This window comes from Rhizobium sp. P1_E6 (genome assembly GCF_056405875.1).
Genome location: NZ_JBFUBG010000026.1, coordinates 38640 through 60372 on the forward strand (window position 1 = coordinate 38640; position 21733 = coordinate 60372).

Here is a 21733-nt window from a genome sequence, read left to right on the forward strand (position 1 = left end):
TTGGCGCGATTTGTCCGCTATCTGTCCGCAATCGGCATTTCGCAGTATGGTGTCGTCGGTAGACTGTCTTCACGCTCATCCTTGGAGATAATCACATGTCCGCAGATACCGCACTCCTCGTCATCGATGCCCAGGAATCCTTCCGTCATCGACCCTATTTTCGCGAAGATGAGATCGGGACTTACATCGCGCCTCAGCAGGCGTTGATCGATGGCGCAAAAATGGCCGGTCTTCCGGTCGTCCAGATATTTCACGTCGAGGAGACAGGCGTTTTCTCTGAAGGCTCGGGTTTCATCCGTCCGCTGACGCCGCTTCAGATCGAGGCGGATGCGGTGTTTCGCAAGCGCCGCCACAGCGCGCTCGTTGGCAGCGGCCTGGACGTCTGGCTGACTGAAAACCACATCCGGCGCGTTATCATTTCCGGCATTCGCACAGAGCAGTGCTGCGAGACGACGACCAGGCACGCCTCCGACCTCGGTTATGAGGTCGACTATGTCGGTGAGGCGACACTGACCTTTCCAATGACCGATACATCCGGCCGCGAGTGGAGTGCCGCCGAGATTAGGGCGCGCACGGAATTGGTCCTTGCCGATCGTTTTGCCCGTATCGTTACCGTGGAGCAGGTGCTCAACGGGCTTGCAGCCCGGGCGGCCGCATAATGGGGGAAGGCCTCCGGCGCATTATCCCGGTTTTTGTGGTCGTGCCGCCGCGGGCGCTCCTGCTCGATATCGCAGGTCCGATGGAAGTCTTGCGCAGAGCCAATCTCGAACAGGAATCGATAGGGTTCGTGCCGACCTACATCGGACCTGCCGCTGAGGTGCGAAGTTCAACCGGTCTCGACCTGGCCAGGATTTCCCCGCTTCCGGCACGCCTGCCCGATGACGCACTTCTCGTTGTTTCCGGTGCGGTGGATGAACCGCTCGCCGGAGCGGTCGAGACTGCTCCAGGAGACGCGGCTCTGGAAGCGGAAATCGTTGAATGGCTGCGGGGGATTGTCCGTCCTGGCATTCGGCTTGCGACGATCTGTTCCGGTGCCTTGCTTGCGGCGCGCGCGGGACTGCTCGAGGGACACGAATGCACCACCCACCATTCCATGCTGCAGGATCTCGTCCGACTTGCTCCGACCGCTCGCGTCCGCGAAAACCGGCTCTATGTCGAGGATGGCGAGYGCTTGACCAGTGCAGGCGTCACCGCAGGGATCGATCTCATGCTTGCCGTTGTCGCAAAAGAGGTCGGCCACGCCGTGTCGCTTGCCGTCGCACGCACTCTGGTCATCTATCTGCGACGGGCCGGCGGTGATCCTCAGCTATCGCCGTGGCTGGAAGGGCGAAACCACCTCCATCCGGCAATCCACAGAGCTCAGGATGCCATCGGTGCCGATCCGTCGCAGAACTGGTCTGTCGAGGCGCTTGCCAAGATCGCCGCGACGAGCCCGCGCAATCTGTCACGGCTTTTCAACGAGCACACCGGCATGAGCGTGACCGACTATGTGAACCGCATGCGAATTGCGCTCGCACGAGAACTCATCACCGGTTCAAGACTCGATATGGAAAACGTCGCCGAACGCATCGGCTTTTCGTCGGCTCGCCAGTTTCGGCGGGCCTGGAGACGAGTTCACGACACGCCACCGGGCCACATCCGAGCGCCTGCCAAGGGCTGAAAGCTCGATCAAATCCCCGATCCAGACACAGAATTCGAAATTGTACTGAGAACGCGTCGCCGTTTGTTTCAGCGGCAGGCGGTGCGGGTTGCAATTTATAGACAACAAACTCCAGCCGATGGGGTCTTTTGGAAAAGAGCGCGCAAACAACGGCTGTGTGGCAACAGGGTCTGTGCCTGATGGACAAAAAAAGAGACCCTGGGCATAAAGCCGGGCCTCGAGGTGTGAAGGTCAAGAACCTCCAGAGGGGGAACAGCCGACGTAGCGGGTCGGGAGGAATGAACCGCGGAAGATCGTCGACTGTCGAGATGATGACCGAAGGTCGTTGCTGACGCGAAGTATAAGGCACTCAAATCGAGGCGCTACTTGACAAATTCTACCGCGGCGGTCTCAGAACGACCCGCAATCAGCCGATGGATGGAGAAAGACGATGTCAGCAAGAACCCGCCGCTGCGCATCGAGAACGTTGCTGTTGTTATTCCCGATTGGGCAAAGATAGCAGAGCCTGAAGCCGCGAGTACGGTTCTTCGAAAGATGCGAAACCAGAACGCAACGAGGGGCAATATCCGCTCCGGAGTCTCCTAGAGATAGGGGTCCGGGACATGAGCGGCTGCGAAAGCCTGCATCAGATGATGTATTCCGGCTCTGCCAGCGCTTGATCCATCGTGATCCCGGGAAGGCTTGAATGGCGTTTTCCGGTCGGTGTCGCCGGGATGCCGACGACGGAGGTGTAGGGCGCAACGGAACCGACGACCACGCTGCCGGCCCCAACCTTGGCGCCCACGCCGATCTCTACATTACCGAGGATTTTGGCTCCGGCTCCGATGAGCGCCCCACGCCTTACTTTCGGATGGCGATCACCGCTTTCCTTTCCTGTTCCGCCCAAGGTCACGTTTTGGAGGATCGATACGTCGTCTTCGACAACCGCTGTCTCGCCGATAACGAGGCCGCTTCCATGATCGAGCATGATGCTCTTTCCCATTTTTGCGGCGGGATGAATATCGACCCCAAAGACTTCGGAAATGCGGCTTTGCAAATGCCGGGCCATATGGATGCGATCATGATGCCAAAGCCAATGCGCGACACGCTGTCCCTGCAAAGCCACGAACCCCTTGAAATACAGGAATGGCGTCAGGATTTCCGCATTTGAGGGGTCACGTTCCTTGATCGCCGCCAAATCCGCAGCAGCATGATCGACGATATCCGCGTTGCTGATCAGCGCCTGGGCGACCACCGACAAGAGTTCATCCTGATCAAGGTCGTGGTTGGCAAGTTTGAAGGCGATGCGCTGCGCGAGCGCCTGAGCAAAACTCGCATGATAAAGAACTGCGGAATTCATTGTACGGGTCAGGGACGGATCCTTCGAGGCTGCATTCATCGCCTCGCCGCAAAGCGCGTCCCACAATCTGGAAACGTTTGACGAAGGAGGCGGTTCTTTTGACAGATCGCTCAAGCTGCGGTTCAAACCTGCCATGCCAACCTCCTCAGACCGCGAGCACTCATCTCCATTGTAGGGAGCGATGCTAGACCGGTTGCTGCCGCGGGGGGAGGTCGCAAAGGTTCGCGACGACGACGAAAGCTCGTTTATTTTCCTATATATTCGATAGAAAAAGAGAAAATTCTGCTTTCGAAGCAGGTCAGAGGTCGCATCCCGCGGCAGCTCCGTGCGGACGTGGTTGAGAAATTACCCAGCGAATTAAACGGCTTGCGTCCTATGGAGAGGGGTCGGCGAGGATAACTTGCCGAATACATCTTGCTATCCAGTGACCATTGTCTATCATCTTTGTAGAGATTAACGCGGCAAGAACAGTTCCGGCTATGTTTTTTTAAACCGGGCTGATCCGACGCAGAAGGAGCCAACGCATGACTCTTCTCTCGCCCCACTCTTTGGACCCTCAGGGGAAAGACGCGGACCGCCTTGCAAGAATTGCGATTGTCGGCCGGGGTTTTACCGGCATCATGGCCGCAATCGCTCTGTTCAAAGGCATCGATCGTCCTTTTCACCTGATAATGTTCGATCCTCGACCCGAGATCGATGTTGGAGAGGGCGTGAACCATGCTGTGGCAACGGTACTGAACAGCCGTGTTCGTGACTTGTCCGTCGATCCCACGCGCAGGGACGACTTCCAGAACTGGCTGGAAGCGGACAGGGATCGGCATGGTGGCCTTCCCGCCTATTCTGCAGGGCTCGAGCACTCATTCGTTTCGGAGCGGGTGTTTGGCAGCTACGTCTACAAGCGTTTCGCCGAGGCGTTGATGGCGCGGCCAGACGTGGTTGTTCAATTCCTTCCGGAGACCGTTACCGCAGTCGATCGCCATCCGCAGATGGGCTTTTCTGTTTTTTTCGGCAATGACCAGAGGAAGCATTTCGACGTCGTCTTCCTGGCGACGGGCTATGGTTTGCGCGACAGTCTGGAAAAACCCACAATACCCGTCGGAGCCCAAAGCGGTGTCGTGATCGGAGGCGGTGTCAAAGCCGTGGGTCAGGCCCTCGCGCTTCTGAAAGACGGCAAGGTCCCTCATATCAATCTCATTTCCGAATCCGGCTTACTGCCACAATCGCATGCCCAGGCAGCGGTCGGATCCGCCGCTGCGGGCGAACCCATCCCGCGGACGTTGCGTGGTGCGTTCCGCTATCTGCGCGATGCGGCAAGGCGGGCGGACGCCGAGGGTTCTGGATGGCAGGGCATCATGAACGGGTTTCGGCTACAGGCACGCGAGCTTTGGGAGGAGTTGAAGCCGGATGAACGCGCAAGGTTCAAACGCCATGTGAAGGCAGTGTATGACAGCCATCGCCGCCGGTTGCCGCCAGAAGATTACAGGCACCTGCATCAGGCTATCGACAGTGGCGCCATCACATTGAGGAAGGGCAAGGTTGAACGCATTGCCAGCAATGGCGTGTTGCTGTCGGTCTCGCAAACTCTCGAAGTACTTCACGCCGATTTCACGGTTGACTGCCGGTTTCGTCCGTCCAGCAATGACAGTTCCCTTATAAGATCCGTTGTTGCATGCGGTCTGGCAAAACGCGATGAACTCGAACTCGGTCTCCTCGCAGACGAATGCGGGCGCATAATTGGTGCGCACCGTTCAGTTCGGGGTCTTTTCGCGATGGGCCTCCTGGGTCTTGGCAGTGTTGCCGATATCGATCTGGTGCCGCAGATCGTCTCACAGAGCCATGCCGCCGCTGCGTCGCTGAATGAATGGATTGGCAACGTCGCGAGCGCTGCGCAGGCAGCATCCGTGTGATGGGTAACTGAAGAAATCCGTATCCGCGATTAGCTCCTGTTGGATGGCTCGGATGCTCCCATTCTACGACGGACGGGGTGATCAACGAACGGCTTTTTGAATTCAACCGGATCTCGGCATGCTCGACAAGTCGCTGCCGTTTGGCAGGATCGTCACGGCTAACCTCTTGCTGTTGAACTTGAGATGAGGCGGCCCCACCGTTCCATCGTGACGCTCGGCTAGATTGCCGGCAGCTTGCCGCCTGTGATCAAAATTCCCTTTCCGCAATCTTGCATGTGCTCTTCGACAAGATATGCGCAACAAATCCACGTCCACCGCATGCGGCTGCCATGGTGGCGACGTACCGATACGGCATCTTCTGCCATAATGGAGAAAATTCTAAGATAATAGGCAGATATTCGCAATCCAGAGACGGATATTCCGTACTAGCGGAGGAAAATAACTAAGAATATTATTCTCTATTGAGGCTTATAGTTAGGTAATATACCTCGAAAATCATCAAGCATTGAAAAAAACAGAACTGATGATTTGGAGAGCGATATGAACCCCGCGATGAACATGATGCCGATGATGAACAACATGATGCCGATGATGGGTGGCATGATGCCGATGATGAACCCCATGATGGGCGGCATGATGAACCCCATGATGATGCCGATGATGGGCGGCATGCCGATGATGATGCCCATGATGATGATGGGCGCAATGAAGTGCACCATGACGGACCAGGGCATGGTCTGCGAAATGAAGCCGATGGAAGGCATGGACAAGGACATGTTCATGGAATCCTGCAAGCGCATGATGTCGATGATGTCCGGCGGCATGCCGATGATGATGTCCTGCGGCGGCATGATGATGTGCTGCACGATGGCTGCCTGAGCGCCGTTGCTGCCTCGACAAAAGCCTCCGGAGACGGAGGCTTTTTTAACCCCGGACCTCTTCGATATAGGTGGTCACGAGGTAAAGAATGGCTTCGGTTCCTGTCATGTTGCGATAGACATGCGCTACGTCGGCATCGAAGATGATCGCATCGCCCTCACCGAGGATTTGCGGCGGCTGTTTGCCGGCGATGATTTCGACGGTTCCTTGTGCCACGACGAGGTTCTCGACCGTGCCGTGCTGGTGGGGATCAGCCTGTTCGCTGTGATGCGGTGAAATTCTGATTTCGTAGAATTCCAGCTTCCGCTCCCCTTCGAAGGGAAAGAGAGCCCGGCTCTGGAACCGCCCTTCCGAGGAAAAAAGAACCTTAGATTTCGATCGAGGTATGGTCACGATCGACGTTTCTTCGCGCTCGGCGATCAGAGCGGAACAAGGGATCTCAAGCGCCGCGGCGATCTTGGATAGGATGCTGAGCGTCGGGCTACTCTTGCCCGTTTCAATCTGACCAAGCATGGCGCGGCTGACGCCTGCAATCTTGGCCAGTCTGTCAAGGGAGTGGCCTCGGCGCGTTCGCATGCGGCGCAGGTTCCGGCCGGTGCGGATGGTGACCTCGTCCTCGTCCTCTCTTCCGATGCTGTCGTCAGTGATCGCTAGGTCAGACGCCATATCCGGTAAGACCCACTGTCATGACAGGCATAAAACCCCAAAGGGGCACCCACATGAAGACAGGCTGCATTGCAAAGGGTGCCATGTAAGCGATGCGTGGGGCGCCCTCGGTGTGCGCTTGACTGCGGGATTTCCGGTACGCCTGCAAATCGATGACGTCAGCCGTCTGAGTTTGCATGAATGTCTCCTTGAACAAGTGACTGTGATCCTACAGGCAGCGCCGATGGGAGGGGAGGCGTTCTCATCCAATCCTGACGATGGCAGGAAAATCTTGTGCTAATGATCTGGTCTGTCTTGCCAAAGCAGTTCGCAATTGTGTCGACGTCATCAATGACGCGCACCCAGCCGCCGTTCCGGTCAGCCGTTTCCATCAGGCCCTATTGTAAATAGGTATCCGCAAAATTACGCCTCAGACCTTCGGCACCGAGTGCGAAGTTCCTGACGCGCTTGTTGTAGACGACGACCTCGGCGGGGGCGACCGTGTTGATCGCCGGAACGTCGTCAATGATAAGACGCTGGAAGTCGAAAAACAGCGACCGGCGTTTGTCGGCGTCGGGTTCGCGGGCTGCCGATTCCAAAAGCCTGTCGACCTCGGGATTTGCGTAATGCGCCGCATTCGAGAACGGCAATCCGACCTTGAAGTTCTTGCTCCAATAGACGCGCTGGACGCCGACCGTTGGGTCGAAGGCGTTGTTGAGGTTTTCCGACGTCAGGTCGAAGGCGCGGTCGGAATAGACGACCTTCACATAGGTCGCAAAATCATAGCTCTCGATGGCAGCATCGATGCCAATCGAGCGCAGCGCCTGACGGAAATATTCTGCCAGCCGTTTGTCCTGTGCCGGATTGAAGAGAAGGCGCAGGGAAAAGCGCGCCTGTCCGCCTTTGCGCGGATATCCCGCCTCGTCCAGCAGCGTGTTGGCGCGGTCGAGATCGACTGCATAGGGCTTGATGGCGGGATCGACGAAGCTTGGCAGGGTGACACTGACAGGTGACGGCGAGACCGCCGCAAAGCCGTAGAAAACGGTATCGACGATGACGTTCAGATCGATCGCATGGGCAATCGCCTTCCTGACCTTCTGGTTCTTGAGGTAGGGATTGTCGAAGTTGAAGATCAGTTGATACTGGCTGCCGGAATAGGCGTAGGCCTTGGTCTCGACCCCAAGGTTGGGCGAGCCCGAGATCTGCTCGATATCGCCGAGCGGGACGGAGCCGGCGTCGCCGATATCGACATCGCCCGACTGGAAAGCGGCCGAACGGGCTGCCGCATCGGTGATGAAGCGGAAGACGATCCTGTCGAGATAGGGTTTGGGCGCGTTCCAGTACGCGGCGTTGCGTTCGAGAATGATGTAATTGCCGCGCACATATTCCTTGAAGACGAAAGGTCCCGTTCCGATCAGCTGGTCGTCACGGGGGACCGAGGCAGGATCGCTGCCTTCAAAGATATGCTTGGCGATGATCGGGCTCTCGGTTGCGGCAAGGGCGCTCAGAAGATAGGGAGCCGGTTTGTCGAGCACGATGGTTGCTGTCAGCGGATCCGGCGTCTCGATGTCGATGACGCTCGAGAAGGTGCTGCGGCCGCGCGGATGGGCGACCTTGAGAAAATTGRTCGAAAAGGCGACGTCTGCCGAGGTGAAGTCGTGGCCGTCATGCCATTTGACGCCCTGGCGAAGGGTAAATCGGTAGCGAAGCCCATCAGGCGAAACCTCCCATTGCGTCGCCAGCTGTGCTTCGGGGGTCATGTCGTCACGATATTGCAGAAGGGCGTCGAAGATCTTCGGCCCGACTGTCCAGGCCGTGCCGGACGTATTGTTGGTCGCCACGAGTGTCGGGGACTCATTGCGGAAAGCATAGGTGAGCGTTCCCCCGCTTGTCGGTTCTTGCGCCAGCGCCGGCAGCGAGACAAGCGGAGCAATGAACGGTATGGTGGCGGCCGCCACGCTCAAGGAAAGCATGCGACGGCGCGAAAGGAGGATGCTGGACGACATGGGTGCCTCGCCATTGACAGTTTTGGTGAAACGTTCACCGCGAGGGGCAGTTGGTCAAAACTATTATTCTTCGTGGGCCCGAAAGAAAAAATTCGTTGGTATTTGCAAGGCGAGCTCTGATCAGTGTGGCCATCAAACGGTTCGGTTGAAGTTCAATGATGAAGCTCGGCGTAATTCTCGATCGCCGAGACGGGTCCGGCGTAGCCGATGATCGCCATCGAAATCGATAGGGATGCTGTTATGGCAGCCAAGAATAGCTATCCGGTCTATGTCGACGAACGACATATCAGGCGTGATGAGCGATTGCCCTGATCAATGTGACGATGATCTGGCCCTGCCATGACGAGGCTGCTGTGGGGCCTAGCGAGAGAGACGATTTAGGAAGGAAATCTCATCGGAGACTTCCCGCAGGCTTGTCCGCATCTCCGCTTCGGCCCGCGTCGAAGTCGTCGAGAAACAGGGCTCGAAACTCGTTGATGATGAGACCCCGTTCCAGCTCGCGGTGGCGTACCGCCAGTCGAAGTAGGCGTCGCAATCATCCCATTGGGAGGCCTCCTGTCAGGCTGCCTGTCTTGCCGTTGTCCTGCGGCCCGCCATCAGAACGTGGATGGCGCGCAGGACATCCGATGCGGACGCAAACCATTGCTCATCGAGATCGTAGACCTCATATTTGACGGCAACGAACTTCAACCCATCACTGTCCGGCACGACGATGCCGACCGGCAATCCTTCATACTCGATAACCTGCCTGCTCATGGCGCCTCTCCGTTGAGCTTCGCAGCGACTGAACCGGCCGAGGCCAAGATCAGGAAGCGAAGCGTCAATAATAGTCTATAATTTATATAGACTATAGCATTGGCGAAAACGGAAAGGTATTCGAAGTTGTCCTAGAACTCCGCCTCTCTGTAAGAAACTGTTCTAATTTTACAGGATTTTCTGACTTCGGCAGTTTTCTCGATGCCCTTTCGCTCAGTGGACATCGAACGCCGGATCGGGCGGAACCTGCATTGCGAGCGCAAGGTGGTTTGTCTGCGCGGCAAGGCCGATGATCGTCAGTAGTTCGCCGTGCTGGGCGTCCGTCATCCCGCGTGCGCGCGCAGCTGCGGTATGGGATTGCACGCAGTATTGGCAGGCATTGGCGGCGGAGACGGCTATGTAGATCATTTCGCGGGTCAGCGGATCGAGGGTTCCAGGGGTTCCCATTACCGATTTCACGGTCTCCCAGACACGTTTCAGGTTCGCCGGATCATTGGCGAGCGCCCGCCAGAAATTGTTGATGAAATCGGTCTGACGCGTCGCTCTGATGTCGTCGAACACCATTTTCACGGCAGGAATTGCAGCCGCTTCTTCGTCGCTCAGAAGCCTGACTGTTGCCATTGATCGTCTCCTTGTACTTGCGGGCGTTGTCAGCAATCCTCCGGAAAAGAAACCTCAAGCCAGAGTGCTTGATGAGAACATAGCGCAAGTCGCAAGGCCTGCCATGGCGCGGGCAATAGCCCACTCTCGCCGATGGCGGGCCGCCACGCTACTCCTGCCCGCTCGTGCCGACATGGCCGCGTTGCAGGCGCCGTTCGAGCCATTGGCTGAAGCGTGATGCGCTGAAGCTGATCGCGAAATAGATCACCCCTGCAAATAGGAAAGTTTCGGAATAGAAGCCAAGCCAGTTCGGATCGGTCGCGGCGATCTTGGCGGTGTTCAAGAGATCCGAGATGCCGATGACGGCGAGAAGCGCGGTGTTTAGAAGGATGCCGATCGACAGATTGACGATCGCGGGAATGACCGCCTTCAGCGCTTGTGGCAGCACGATGAGATGCATGGCGCGCCAGTAGCCAAGGCCAAGCGAATAGGCGGCTTCGGTCTGTCCGGCAGGCACGGACTGAAGGCCCGCGCGGATCACCTCGGCAAGATAGGCCGACACGAAGAGCGTGATGCCGATCTGCGCCCGCAGGAGCTTGTCGGAGAGCGCCTGCGCCGGCATCGCCATCGGAACGATCAGCATCGCCACATAAAGCACGGCGATCAGCGGGATACCCCGCAGGCATTCGATGAAGACGATTGCCACCGTCCGCAGAAGGCCCATCGACGAGCGGCGAGCAAGCGCAAGCAGGGTTGCCAAGGGAAATGCGCTTGCCAGGCCGACCAGCGAAATGAGGATCGTAATCGGAAGGCCACCCCATTGGTTTGTGGGCACACCTGGCGGTGTCACCATGCCGGTCATCAACAGCCAGGAGAGCAGCAGTCCAACGAACCAAGCCGGCAGCAGCCTAATGCTCCAGAATCGCGGCATTGCAGAAACGCAGAGCAGGGCGCCGATGATCAGCAGCACACTCAGCGGTCTCCACTGCAGGTCCGGAGGATAAAATCCGAAGAGGATGAACCGTGCCTTGGCGCCGATAAAGGCCCAGCAGGCCCCGGCATCGGTGGTGCCGCAATCTTGAGCCGAGCCCCACCAGACCGCGTCCCTGACAGCCCAGTCCCAAAGCGGCACGAAGAGCCAGAGAAGGAACAGCAGCGATAACAGCGTGATCAGGCCGTTCAATTTCGTATCGAAGAGCCCGGAGATCTGCAGAGGCGAGCGCCACCTCGGCTGGCTGAATTGCAGTTCGCTCATTCTACCGCCGCTCCTTCATCATGATGCGGCGGTTATAGAGGTTCATGATCAAGGAGACGGTGAGATTGAGCGCGAGATAGGCTGCCGCAATGATCGCTATGGCTTCGAGCGATTGTCCGGTCGTATTGGCCGTTGTATTGGCGACGCTCACCAGATCCGGAAAGCCGATCGCAACCGCCAGACTCGAATTCTTGGTCAGGTCGAGATAGCTCGACGTCATCAGCGGCGTGATCACGCGCAGGGCCTGAGGCAGCACGACGAGACGCATGATATGACTGGGGCGAAGGCCAAGCGCCCGGGCCGCCTCCCACTGTCCGCTGGTCACCGACTGGATGCCGCTGCGCACGATTTCTGCAATCGTTGCGGCGGCATTGAAAACGAGCCCGGTCAGCAGGGCCGCGAATTCGGGCGTGAGCGACAATCCGCCGCTGATATTGAAGCCGCCTTTCACCGGCAGTTCGAGCGTCACGGCGACGCCGGCCAGCCAGAGAGAGACCAACGCGCTGATGGAGCAGGTCACAAAGAGCCGCGTGGCGTAGAAGGGGCGTCCAAAGAAGGCCTTGCGCGCAAACACATATGATACCCCGATAACGGCGACGCCAATCGGCACCCATAGAAGGGGCGAGGGACCGGCGAGGACCGGCTTTGCGACGAAGACGCCGCGGTTGGTCAAGAAAGCGCCGAAGAGCTCGATCGCCCGGCGCGGCGCCGGCAGGGCATGATAGATCGTGCTCCAGAGAAAAAGCTGCAGGAGAAGTGGTGTATTGCGGAAGATCTCGACATAAGCGCGCACGGCATTGGAGAGAATGAGATTGCCCGACAGGCGGGTAACACCCAGTACGACTCCAAGCACGGTCGCAAGCAAGCAGCCGAAGAATGCGATATTGATCGTGTTGAAAAGCCCTACGAGCAGCGCCCGGCCATAGGTATCGGCAGAAGAATAGGCAATCAAGCTCTCGCCGATCTCGAAATTGGCTCTCTGGCCGAGAAAGCCGAAACCAGGTCTGACCCCGAGCCTGTGCATGCTGTCGACGATATTGGCCCCGAGATACCAGAAAAGCCCGGCGGTCAGAAAGAGTGTTGCAAGCTGCAGCGGCAACGAAGGACCGAGCCAGGACCGCATGGCGTAAAGAAGGCCGGGCATCGAGATGCCCGGCCGATGGTGACGAACGGATCGCGCGCTCTCTTGCACGTAAGCGCTCAACGGAATGGCGGCGAATAGATGAGGCCACCCTTCGTCCATAGCTGATTGTAACCGCGTTCGAAGTTCAGGGGCGTGCCCTTGCCGACATTGCGCTCGAAGATCTCACCGTAATTGCCGACCGCCTTGATGATGTTATAGGCAAATTTCGGATCCAGTCCGATTGCTTCGCCGAGTGATGGATCGACGCCGAGGAACCGCTTGATGGCGGGGTCGTCAGTCGTCAGGAAGCTGTCGACGTTTTCCTTGGTAATTCCGAACTCTTCTGCCTGGACGGTGGCGTAAACCGTCCAGTTGACGATTTCCAGCCACTGGTCGTCGCCGCCGCGGACTGCGGGTGCGAGCGGCTCCTTGGACAGTCGTTCCGGCAGGAGAACATAGTCGTCAGGGTTCTTGAGCTGCGTGCGTTTTGCTGCAAGATCGGTCGAATCCTGTGTCAGGGCGTCGACGCGGCCCGAATCCAGCGCCTTGGTGAATTCGCTCGTTTCCTCGATCGTGACCGGCGTGAATTTCTTGCCGGTCTTGCGGAAGAAGTCGGCGATGTTCAATTCACCCGTCGTACCGCTCTGGACACCGATGGTCGCACCATCAAGATCTTCGCCCTTGGTGACGCCAAGGTCCTTGCGCACGAGCAGGCCCTGGCCGTCATAGAACACCACGGGACCGAAGTGGAAGCCGAGCTTGAACGCACGTGTAACGGTCTCGGTGACGCCGGACAACAGAATGTCGAACTCGCCGGCCTGGAGGGCCGGCAGGCGCTGCTGGGGTGAGGAGTTGGTGAACTCGACCTTGTCGGGATCGTTGAAGACCGTGACCGCGAGTGCCCGGCCGAAATCGACGAAGAACCCCTGCCAGCGTCCGTTGCTGTCGGGTGTAAAGAAACCTGGCGTCGTTCCGACACCGACCTTGATGACACCCCGTTCCTTGATCTTGTCGAGTGTCGGACCGGCCTGTGCCGTCGTCGGCAAAATGGACGCGGCCACAATCGCTGCGGTTCCGGCAGCGACCGTCAACTGCCGGAGAATAGGTGAGAATGCACGCATGAAAACCCCTTAAAGTTTGCCCCTTCATGCAGGCCGGTCGAGCTTGGGAGGATCGGATCACGTCCTGCACGATCAAATTTAAATAGATAAAATCTATATAATAGATAGATTATTGCAAAGTACTGCCCTTTATTGAAACAGAATGCCTCTTTTTTCAGCCGATCCTGCCGCGGCGAGCAATTATGGGGAAGGCTCGGTTGCGCCGTCGTAGGCCACTTGATTAGGCTCCGACGCCGCGCGCGTGACGAGGTTGCGCCCGAAAGGATTGACAGCGACGAGAGCGCTCATGAGGGCGAGGGCTGCGAGCGTGGTGAGGATCGATCTGTCGAGCTTCATTGATCGCTTTCAAAAGGATCTGTCCATCGGTGCGACGGGAAGATGTCTAGGAGCCGATTGACGGTTCTGCCAGAAGATCGGCATGATGTTCGTGTGCGACGTCGGGATGGGATCGCAGGCGCGACTTCAGGACGTTTCTTCCCACTTCCCTAAAGAGCGGGTTCAGCGGATCTTGAGTGACGCCGGGCACTTCGGCGCGCAGCGAGGGCGGCAGATCAAGCACTGGGATGGTGGCGGCGAGGTTGGCGCCCAGGAAGAAGGGGATCGAAAGCCGGTCGCCCCCGGCAGGCGGGGTGACGACGCGATGAATGTTGGCTTTTAGATAGCCGTTCGACGCCAGTTCGAGCAATTCCCCGACATTGACCACGAATGTCCCGCGGATCGGCGGTGCATCGATCCAGCCGCCAGCGCCGTCGTCGACCTGCAGGCCACCGACGACGTCCTGAAGCAGGATGGTGACAAAACCGCCATCCTTGTGAGCGCCGACGCCCTGGTCGCTTTCAGTCTGATCGCGGCCCGGATAGCGCACGATCTTCAAGAGCTGATTGGGGCCGTCGGCATAGATCGGCGCGAAAACATCCGGCTCCTGGCCGAGCGCTTCGGCAAGCGCCCGCAACACTGCGAGCCCAACGGCGGTAACATCGTCGATCCATTTGAGGACCGCCGTACGAAGCGACGGCAGAGCCGCGGGAAACTGGTTCGGGCCGATGAGACGTTTCCAGGCAGGATCGCCCGACGCCACCTGCAATCTTTGGCGTTCAGGCCCGAAATCGACCTGTTCGCGCCAGTCTTGCTTGCCCCTCGTGAACTCGAAGCCAGCGCGATTGTAACCGCGGAAATGCGGCGAGCGACGCATTTCGATTTCCAGTTTTTCCTCCTCCGGCAATGCGAAGAAGCGGCGCGCAAGCAAAATCAGATCGTCGATCTCTTGCTGCGGGATATCGTGGCCCGACAGGTAGAAGAAACCGAGGTTGCGGCTGATGTCACGAAGTTCGGCGAGCGCCTGCTGGCGTTCCGGATGATCGGTCGAAAACCGCTTGAGGTCGAGTATCGGAAGTTTCCTCGGGGCGGACGTCACGTCGTTCTCCTTCGTTCGAATAGTTGCGCGCGGTAACAGCAATGCGCCGGGCGCTCCAATCATTCCAACCAAAAAGCAAAGATTCAAAGAGACGCAACGCATTGATCAATCAGTAAAATGAAATGGCCTTTTAATTTTCTAGTGAATTTGTGGATTATTTGCCTGTGTTGACCTGGGGCCAGTGGCCGAATGAGCTCGCAGTCACGCCCTCGCCTTCGGGGGAGACGAGGATTTCCGCCACGCCGTCCCGGGGACGCAGGATCGAAAGCCGGGCGCCGGCAAGGCAGAATCCGCCATTGATGCGGGAAGATTAAAGCCTGATATCGTTCTCGTTGAGAGGAAAATTTCTCAGCAAGAGCACGCTGTAACCGTCCATTTCTCGTGCCCGTCCGCCGAAGCCGGTAGCTTGCCGCCGTTGAACTTCTTTTGGGGGACATTTCTATGGGTCGTATTCTCGCGCTTAGCGCAGCTTTTGCCCTTATTCTTTCAGGTCAGACCTTTGCCCAGACGCCGGGCAAGATATTGAACGCGTCCTACGACGTTTCGCGCGAACTTTTCGTGGCCGTCAACGGCGCCTTCATTCCGAAATACAAGGCCGACACGGGCAAAGATATCACCATCGACCAATCGCATGCCGGATCGTCGAAACAGGCGCGCTCTATCCTGGAAGGTCTTGAAGCCGATGTCGTCACCTTCAACCAAGTGACCGACATCGACACGCTCGCGAAAGGCGGTTTCGTGTCGAAGGACTGGCAGAAGGATTTTCCGAACAATGCTTCGCCCTTCTATTCCTTCCCGTCCTTCCTCGTTCGCGCCGGCAATCCCAAGAACATCAAGAACTGGGACGATCTTGTCCGCAGTGACGTTAAGGTAATCTTCCCGAACCCGAAGACGTCGGGCAATGCGCGTTACACTTATCTCGCGGCGCTCGCCTTCGCCAAGCAGGCTTACGGCAATGACGATGCCAAGGTCACGGAATTCGTCAAGAAGCTGTTCGACAATGTCCCGGTCTTCGACACCGGGGGGCGCGCAGCCACTACGACCTTTGTCGAGCGCAATATCGGTGATGTGCTCGTCACGTTCGAATCCGAAACCCGCGGTATTGCCAAGGAATTCGGCGCTGACAAGGTTCAGGCCGTAACACCCCCGGTCAGCCTGCTGGCTGAATTTCCTGTCGCCGTCGTCGACAAGGTTGCTGATGCGCGCGGTTCGCGTGATATCGCCAAGGCCTATCTCGCGTTCCTCTATACGCCGGCTGGCCAGCGCATTCTTGCCGAAAACGGCAACCGCGTGATCGATGCCACTGTATCGGCCGCTTACAAGGATCAGTTCCCGGAGGTAAAGCTGCTCAAGGTGGAAGACGTGTTTGGTCCCTGGGAGAAGGTCCAGAAAGACCATTTCGCCTCCGGCGCACTTCTGGACCAGATTTACGGTCAGCGCTAAACAGCCGGCCATGAATTGGCATTTACCCGGCGGAATATTCCGCCGGGTAAATTGTGTTTAAGGGGACCCGCCGTTGAAACGCCGTGTATTGCCCGGCCTGCCGCTTTCGCTGGGCACAACGCTCTTATATGTCGCACTGATCGTGCTGCTGCCGCTCGCCGCCCTCGTCTTCAAGGCGGCAAGCCTCGGACCCGCCGACTACTGGACAATCGTCTCATCGCCGCGCGCAGTCGCGAGCTATCGGGTGACGGTTCTGTGCGCCCTGGCTGCGACCATCTTCAACCTGTTTTTCGGCCTGGCGCTTGCCTGGGTTCTCGTACGCTACCGGTTTCCCGGGCGCCGGCTCGTGGATGCGATCGTCGACCTGCCCTTTGCCCTGCCGACAGCGGTTGCCGGCATTTCGCTGACGACCCTGTTTGCGCCGGGCGGATGGTTCGGCCATGTGCTCGACCCGCTCGGCATCCAGGTTGCCTACACACCGTTCGGTATTGTTGTCGCCATGGCATTCACAAGCCTGCCTTTCATCGTTCGCACAGTGCAGCCGGTGCTCGAGGAGATCGATCCGGCCCTCGAGGAAGCCGCCCAGTCGCTTGGCGGAAGCGATCGCGAGATCTTTAGCCGGGTCATTCTTCCGCTCTTGTCGCCGGCCCTCCTGGCAGGCGTTTCGCTTTCCTTTGCGCGCAGCCTCGGAGAATTCGGAGCGATCATCTTCATTGCCGGCAATCAGCCGTTCAAGACCGAGATCACCGCGCTGCTGATCTTCATCCGTCTGGAGGAATATGATTATCAGGCCGCGGCAGCAGTTGCTTCGATGCTCCTGATCACTGCTTTCCTCATGCTGACAGTGACGGGGATGCTGCAGAAGCACGCCCTGCGCTACACGGAAAGGAACTGACCATGCGCGCAAGACATGCGCCTCCACGGATCGGTGACGGCCCGATCGTCCGCCTCCTTTTGATTGGCGTAGTTCTGATTGTCGGTGCCTTCTTTATTCTGGCGCCGTTGATTGTCATCGGTGTCGAAGCTTTCTCCCAGGGCGTTGGGGTCTATTTCGCGGCCATCGCCCATCCGGACACCCGAAGCGCGATCTTCATGACCGTCGTGACGGCCCTGATCGCCGTACCGGTCAATACTGTCTTCGGCATTTGTGCCGCCTGGGCGATCACCAAGTTCGACTTTCCGTTTCGCCGGCTGCTTCTGATCGTCATCGAAATTCCCTTTTCGATTTCACCGATCGTTGCCGGTGTCTGCTACCTCTTCGTCTACGGCCTGCAAGGCCTCTTTGGTCCGTTGCTTCAGGACGCCGGCATCAAGGTCCTCTTTGCGCTGCCCGGCATCGTTCTCGCATCGATGTTCGTGACGGCGCCTTTCGTGGCGCGCGAACTCATTCCGTTGATGCAGGCGCAGGGCAGGGACCTGGAGGAGGCCGCAAMGTCGCTCGGTGCATCCGGCTGGCGCACATTCTTCGCCGTGACGCTGCCGAACATAAAATGGGCGCTGCTTTACGGCGTGGTGCTCTGTAACGCCCGCGTGATGGGCGAGTTCGGTGCAGTATCAATCGTATCGGGCAATATTCGCGGCGAGACCAATACGCTGCCGCTGCACATCGAGCTGCTTTACCACGACTATCAAACGGCCGGTGCCTTCGCCGCCGCCTCCATCCTGGCGATCCTGGCGGTCGTCACAATCGTCGCCAAAGTGCTTCTCGAGCGGCGCGGCGCCGGACGTGTGTATGCGTCTGCACAGGCGGCAGGTTCAATGTCTTACAATGGGGAAAAGCCATGAAGATCCGTCTCGATCAGGTCGTCAAGACGTTCGACACTTTTCGAGCCGTTCACGGTGTCTCTCTGGACATCGAAAGCGGTGAGCTCGTGGCCCTGCTCGGTCCATCCGGTTCCGGCAAGACGACCATCCTGCGCATGGTCGCAGGACTCGAATTTTCCGACGGCGGGCAAATCCACTTCGGCGACCGCAATGCAACGGACATTCCCGTGCGCGATCGCGGAGTGGGTTTTGTCTTCCAGCATTACGCGCTCTTTCCGCATATGACGGTGGCTGAAAACATCGCCTTCGGCATGAGAACGACAAAGGCTGCCAAGCGCACCAAGGCCGAGATTGCGGAACGCGTAAATGATCTATTGCGCCTCGTGCGTCTTGAGGGCCTGGACCGGAGGTTTCCCGGTCAGATTTCCGGCGGCCAGAAGCAACGCGTTGCCTTGGCGCGCGCCCTTGCCGTCGATCCCAAGGTGCTGTTGCTCGATGAGCCGTTCGGCGCGCTCGACGCCAATGTCAGGCGGGACCTGCGCCGCTGGTTGCGGGAGATCCACGAGGAACTCGGGATTACGACATTATTCGTCACACACGATCAGGAGGAGGCGCTCGATCTTGCCGATCGTGTCGTCATCCTGAATGAGGGCAAGATCGCCCAGCAAGGAACACCTGAACAGATCTGCCGCAATCCGGCCTCTGCCTTCATCATGCGCTTCCTCGGCGATACCAATGTGATCGAAACAACGGTAAATGGCGGCCGGGCAGTCTTCGATGGACTGCTGGTCGACGCTCCCGGTTGCGCCGACGGCCCCGCCGATATCCTCCTGCGCCCCAACGATCTTGCCTGGGCACCCAACGAGGCGARCGGCATTCCTGCAACGATCAGCAGGGTTTTGGACCGTCCTGGTTCCCGCCGGCTCGTCGCTCTCACGCCATCGGGCCGGACCCTGGAAGTCGATGCGGGGCCCGACCTGACGGTCGCGCGCTCCTCTCAAGGCTATCTCAAGATCGTGCGGTCCAGGGTCTTCGCACGGGAATAGCCGATCAACGGATACGACCGTTGTTCGACGATCCGCGCGTCTGCCCTCCGCAAAGTCTGCTCCGCAGGCTTGACGATCGGAATGCGGTCCAATCGGCCAGAGATCCGTTAACAGTTCTTTTCCCGGATCTTCCTTTAGTGTTTTTGCACCTCGTTTTGCCGGTCTCGTGACCGTGGAGCAGTGCCACACCCGCTTCCCAGATTTAACCGTCTTCTGGTGCATAGCACGTGCTAGAACGAAATCGCGGCGTGAGGTTTCGAGCCAGTCGTGGCGAAAGCTTCATCGAGGGCGTCAATGGCGTGGCATTCAGCTTCGATTCGTCCTGCCGCGGCCAGCAAGCAGGCTGACTGCGCGCCGAAGGTAAGCTCGGTAATCGTCTGCAGCGACAGCTCCATTGCGGGCTTTTCGTCGCTCCGAACCGCGCCGCTGGCAGATATGGACCAGACCCCACTGTTTTCAGGAAGGATCGGATCCGTAAGCCTGAACACAACACGGCTGTGGCGCCCGTAGGTACGTCCGTTGAGGAACTTCTTCAGGTCCAACGGCCTGATCCAGCTCTCATCGCGATGATCCGAAATCTGGACCGCCCGTGGATTGTCGATGAGAAGCTGCAACGGATCGTCGACGGGGCGGGACGGCAGGATGACCCTGTGGAGGATATCCTGAGAGAGGAGGTGCTCCATCAGCCCTCTCCAGGCATCGTTGTCATGCGCAACCAGATCATCGACGATGACCGTTCGCTGAGCCGAATTGAACCAGTTTTCGGACGGTTGAACGTGAAACCTCAGATAGCCGCGCTCGGCACCCTCCGATCCGATGACGACCGCATGATGTGGCGTCGATCCCTGTGCCGTGCGAAACTTCTGGATCTCCCACCAAGCATCCCAGCGAAGAAGGGTGGCGGCGCGCGGTGACGGCGCGGAGTYGGCTATCCTCTTGAACAGGTCGAAGTTCTCCAGAGCGTCCACGACCCGCCTTACGTCGTCCCGATAGCCGTGAATCAGTCTTCCTCCGTTGGCGAGGTCGACCTCCTGGCGAACCGACCAGGATGCGATTCCGTAGCCATAGCGGCCGTATATCCTGGCGTCCGAAGCGCGAAGGCCTGCAACAACGAAGCCTTTCGCGCGAGCCTGGCGAAGTTGCTCGGTCAGAAGGATGCGTGCGATCCCACGCCGCGAGTGCGTGGGGGAAACGCCGACATGCGTGACGGCCAGATGACTAACCCAATTGCCTCCAGGGAGGGCGACCGCAGACTCGAATCCGTTCGCAACGCCTTGCAGTTCGCCGTCGACAAATCCTCCGATCGGGGAGCCGCTCTGGAGATACGCGGCTTCTGCCTCCGGGCTTGCGCGCCCGATATCACCGATGCCCAGCATGGACTGCCGGAACTTGGCGAAGGCCTCCCGGCGCCCTTCAAGGTGGGCGAGCGAACGAACTTCGACATTGTGCAGCTGATTGGTCATTCTGGGCTTTCGACAATAATATACAGAGAAACGTGGACAACGATGGGCAGGCCGCCTTCGGATTCCTTGAGCGGTGCGGCGCGGGTCACTGCCGCTGGGCCTGTCCCATCGGTGGCTACACCGGAGCGAGGTGACCCCGGGATTTCAGGAGTGCTGCTGCGCCTTCGCCAAAGTGCCACGCCTCCTCGACATGCGGTTGTCCGGAAAGGATGAAGTGATTGAAGCCGGCTGCATGATAGGCTTCGATGAGATCCGCGACCTGTCCGTGGCTTCCGACCAATGCGGTCCCGGCGCCGCCGCGAACGAGACCGTAGCCCGACCAGACGCCGGGGTGTATCTGAAGTTCGCGCGCCGATTTCGGCAGGCCATCGCGGTCGGCATGCAGTGCGGACATATTGCTTTGTCCGACCGATTCAGACTTCGAAGCGAGGTCGCGCGCCTTTGCGACCTGATCCGGAGAGATCCAGGACAGAAGTTTGTCCGCCACTGCCCAGGCCTCGCTCTCGGTGTCCCTTGATATGACATGCAAGCGGACACCGAATTTCAACTCGCGACCCTTGGCTGTCGCCCGAGCTTTCAGCTTCGAGATGTTGTCGGCCTCCAGGTCCGGCTGGCGTCCCCAGACGAGATAGACGTCGGCATGGGATGTCGCGACTTCTGTCGCCGCGTTGCTGGCTCCGCCGAAGAAGATCTCGGGTAGACCAAAGGGAGCGGTGTTGATGCGCGCCTCGCGAATGTCATAGTGCTTGCCCTTGAAGGAAAAGGGCTCCTGCCGGGTTTCATCCGTGACGCCCCGAAGAACCTGGATGAACTCTGCTGTTCGTTCGTACCGCGCATCGTGGTCGAGATGGTCGCCGAATCGGGCCTGTTCGAAGCGATCCCCACCCGTGACCACATTCAGCAGCAGTCGGCCGTCTGTCACCCTTTGGAATGTCGCCGCTTGATGCGCGACGAGCGTTGGGGAGATCAGGCCGGGGCGAAAGGCCACCAGGAACTTTAGTCGCGTTGTCTCCCGGGATAGTGCCGCTGTTGCGATCCACGCATCCTCGCACCATGTCCCGGTTGGCGTCAGCACGGCGTGGAACGGCTGGGCTTCCGCCGCACGAGCCACTTCGCCGAGGTAGGAGAGAGTAGGCGGCCTGAAGCCTCCCGCGAACTCAATGAGGTGGCTGTCGTTTCCCGAACCTGTGAGCCCGCGGCTGTCGCCGTTCGTCGGAAGATACCAGTGGAGATTGATGCGACCGCTCACGGCTGTATCTCCGCATGGGCGTAGGCGTAGGATGGATCTATGATCGGGGAAGTCGTCAGGTCG

At 58.6% G+C, this 21733-nt stretch carries 21 protein-coding genes; 8 read left to right on the forward strand and 13 right to left on the reverse strand.

The features are described 5' to 3' along the window. Positions 1-95: 95 nt before the first annotated feature. A complete protein-coding gene (locus tag AC1D35_RS15480) occupies positions 96-659 on the forward strand; it encodes an isochorismatase family protein (RefSeq protein WP_477938925.1) in 564 nt (187 codons plus the stop codon). Then, positions 659-1660, forward strand: a complete 1002-nt coding sequence (locus AC1D35_RS15485) for a GlxA family transcriptional regulator (RefSeq protein ID WP_477938927.1) — start codon at positions 659-661, stop codon at positions 1658-1660. The genes AC1D35_RS15480 and AC1D35_RS15485 overlap by 1 nt, the downstream gene beginning before the upstream one ends. Positions 1661-2285: 625 nt before the next feature. Here AC1D35_RS15485 and cysE read toward each other — a convergent pair. Further along, positions 2286-3134 (reverse strand): serine O-acetyltransferase, encoded by an 849-nt coding sequence (gene cysE / locus AC1D35_RS15490; RefSeq protein ID WP_477938929.1) that lies wholly within the window; start codon positions 3132-3134, stop codon positions 2286-2288. Between the two features lie 389 nt (positions 3135-3523). Here cysE and AC1D35_RS15495 point away from each other — a divergent pair, with 389 nt between their 5' ends. Then, positions 3524-4906, forward strand: a complete 1383-nt coding sequence (locus tag AC1D35_RS15495; protein WP_477938931.1) for an FAD/NAD(P)-binding protein — start codon at positions 3524-3526, stop codon at positions 4904-4906. A gap of 540 nt (positions 4907-5446) precedes the next feature. After that, positions 5447-5785, forward strand: a complete 339-nt coding sequence (locus AC1D35_RS15500) for a hypothetical protein (RefSeq protein ID WP_477938933.1) — start codon at positions 5447-5449, stop codon at positions 5783-5785. A 45-nt stretch (positions 5786-5830) separates the two neighbouring features. Here AC1D35_RS15500 and AC1D35_RS15505 read toward each other — a convergent pair whose 3' ends face one another. From AC1D35_RS15505 to AC1D35_RS15550, 10 genes are all read right to left on the reverse strand, one after another. Then, positions 5831-6451, reverse strand: a complete 621-nt coding sequence (locus AC1D35_RS15505) for an XRE family transcriptional regulator (RefSeq protein ID WP_115038609.1) — start codon at positions 6449-6451, stop codon at positions 5831-5833. Beyond that, the gene (locus AC1D35_RS15510) at positions 6441-6629 is read right to left on the reverse strand and encodes a hypothetical protein (RefSeq protein WP_477938935.1); all 189 of its coding nucleotides are present in this window, start codon (positions 6627-6629) and stop codon (positions 6441-6443) included. Before AC1D35_RS15510 ends, AC1D35_RS15505 begins: the two co-directional genes overlap by 11 nt. Before the next feature lie 199 nt (positions 6630-6828). Next, positions 6829-8424: an ABC transporter substrate-binding protein gene (locus tag AC1D35_RS15515; RefSeq protein ID WP_477938971.1), complete on the reverse strand. Its 1596-nt coding sequence runs from the start codon at positions 8422-8424 to the stop codon at positions 6829-6831. A 570-nt stretch (positions 8425-8994) separates the two neighbouring features. Continuing rightward, complete coding sequence (locus AC1D35_RS15520; RefSeq protein WP_477938937.1) at positions 8995-9192, reverse strand: hypothetical protein; 198 nt, start codon at positions 9190-9192, stop codon at positions 8995-8997. A gap of 213 nt (positions 9193-9405) precedes the next feature. Continuing rightward, entirely contained in the window at positions 9406-9813 is a 408-nt protein-coding gene (locus AC1D35_RS15525; protein WP_113184984.1) for a carboxymuconolactone decarboxylase family protein, read from the reverse strand. A gap of 148 nt (positions 9814-9961) precedes the next feature. Next, positions 9962-11047, reverse strand: a complete 1086-nt coding sequence (locus AC1D35_RS15530; RefSeq protein ID WP_477938940.1) for an amino acid ABC transporter permease — start codon at positions 11045-11047, stop codon at positions 9962-9964. Between the two features lies 1 nt (position 11048). Then, the gene (locus tag AC1D35_RS15535; protein WP_477938942.1) at positions 11049-12191 is read right to left on the reverse strand and encodes an amino acid ABC transporter permease; all 1143 of its coding nucleotides are present in this window, start codon (positions 12189-12191) and stop codon (positions 11049-11051) included. Between the two features lie 56 nt (positions 12192-12247). Beyond that, the gene (locus tag AC1D35_RS15540) at positions 12248-13291 is read right to left on the reverse strand and encodes an amino acid ABC transporter substrate-binding protein (protein WP_477938944.1); all 1044 of its coding nucleotides are present in this window, start codon (positions 13289-13291) and stop codon (positions 12248-12250) included. Positions 13292-13471: 180 nt separating this feature from the next. Then, positions 13472-13627, reverse strand: coding sequence for a hypothetical protein (locus AC1D35_RS15545; RefSeq protein WP_162805139.1), 156 nt, complete (start codon positions 13625-13627; stop codon positions 13472-13474). A gap of 46 nt (positions 13628-13673) precedes the next feature. Then, complete coding sequence (locus tag AC1D35_RS15550) at positions 13674-14705, reverse strand: isopenicillin N synthase family dioxygenase (protein ID WP_477938946.1); 1032 nt, start codon at positions 14703-14705, stop codon at positions 13674-13676. A gap of 441 nt (positions 14706-15146) precedes the next feature. Between AC1D35_RS15550 and AC1D35_RS15555 the strand changes: the two genes are divergently transcribed. From AC1D35_RS15555 to AC1D35_RS15570, 4 genes are all read left to right on the forward strand, one after another. After that, the gene (locus AC1D35_RS15555; protein WP_477938948.1) at positions 15147-16148 is read left to right on the forward strand and encodes a sulfate ABC transporter substrate-binding protein; all 1002 of its coding nucleotides are present in this window, start codon (positions 15147-15149) and stop codon (positions 16146-16148) included. Positions 16149-16221: 73 nt separating this feature from the next. Next, positions 16222-17043: a sulfate ABC transporter permease subunit CysT gene (gene cysT / locus AC1D35_RS15560; RefSeq protein WP_477938949.1), complete on the forward strand. Its 822-nt coding sequence runs from the start codon at positions 16222-16224 to the stop codon at positions 17041-17043. A 2-nt stretch (positions 17044-17045) separates the two neighbouring features. Then, positions 17046-17933 carry a sulfate ABC transporter permease subunit CysW gene (gene cysW, locus AC1D35_RS15565; protein ID WP_477938951.1) on the forward strand — a complete coding sequence of 296 codons (888 nt, stop codon included), beginning with the start codon at positions 17046-17048 and terminating at the stop codon, positions 17931-17933. Then, positions 17930-18958, forward strand: coding sequence for a sulfate/molybdate ABC transporter ATP-binding protein (locus AC1D35_RS15570; RefSeq protein ID WP_477938953.1), 1029 nt, complete (start codon positions 17930-17932; stop codon positions 18956-18958). Before cysW ends, AC1D35_RS15570 begins: the two co-directional genes overlap by 4 nt. A gap of 230 nt (positions 18959-19188) precedes the next feature. On the opposite strand, the gene AC1D35_RS15575 is transcribed toward AC1D35_RS15570, so the two are convergent. Then, entirely contained in the window at positions 19189-20421 is a 1233-nt protein-coding gene (locus AC1D35_RS15575; RefSeq protein WP_477938955.1) for a GNAT family N-acetyltransferase, read from the reverse strand. Between the two features lie 115 nt (positions 20422-20536). Further along, positions 20537-21670 carry an LLM class flavin-dependent oxidoreductase gene (locus AC1D35_RS15580; protein WP_477938957.1) on the reverse strand — a complete coding sequence of 378 codons (1134 nt, stop codon included), beginning with the start codon at positions 21668-21670 and terminating at the stop codon, positions 20537-20539. Between the last annotated feature and the right edge of the window lie 63 nt (positions 21671-21733).